This window comes from Sulfurovum zhangzhouensis, from assembly GCF_030347965.1.
Classification (GTDB): Bacteria; Campylobacterota; Campylobacteria; order Campylobacterales; family Sulfurovaceae; genus Sulfurovum; species Sulfurovum zhangzhouensis.
On sequence record NZ_JAQIBD010000015.1, the window covers coordinates 1 to 536 of the forward strand.

Annotated in this window: 1 protein-coding gene; it reads right to left on the reverse strand. The window is 52.6% G+C overall.

The genetic code is table 11. From position 1 onward, the window contains the following. Positions 1–326 (reverse strand): IS110 family transposase (locus PGH07_RS11420; RefSeq protein WP_289414628.1); only part of this gene is annotated, 326 nt, incomplete at its 3' end. Between the last annotated feature and the right edge of the window lie 210 nt (positions 327–536).

The window sequence follows — 536 nt, forward strand, 5'->3', positions numbered from 1 at the left end:
GCGAAGCGGGCGATGACAAAGGCATCGAGCTTGTCGGTCTTGGCCAGTACACCGATCGCCTGGGCATAGCGTCGGACACTGATCGGGTTGACGACTACAATGGGTAGATCGGCCTGGTCGCAAGCGAAGACAAAAGCATGTTCATAGCGACCTGTGGCTTCGACAACGATGCGTTTGATATTGTGGGTTTTAAGCACCTGGACGATCTTGAGGATCTGTTCCTCATCGTTCGAAATCTGGAAATGGAGGCCCAGCGGATGCAGGACGATATCGAGAGTGGATTTGCCGACATCGACGCCGACATTGATTTCAATTTGGCTTTCCATGTTACTCATAATAAGCTGACTCTGCCTTGCTATGCGGGCTCGAGGCCCCGATGACTATTCGAGTTATTGCTAAGGAGTCATGCAGCGCTACCCACTTGTTATCGGTCTCTCGTAAGAGGAGCCGGCACACAATCGAGCTGCTGCATGAAGGCCCTCAACGGCCATTGAGGGTGGGCCTCGACTTTACCCGTAAATCACACGGAAATAACC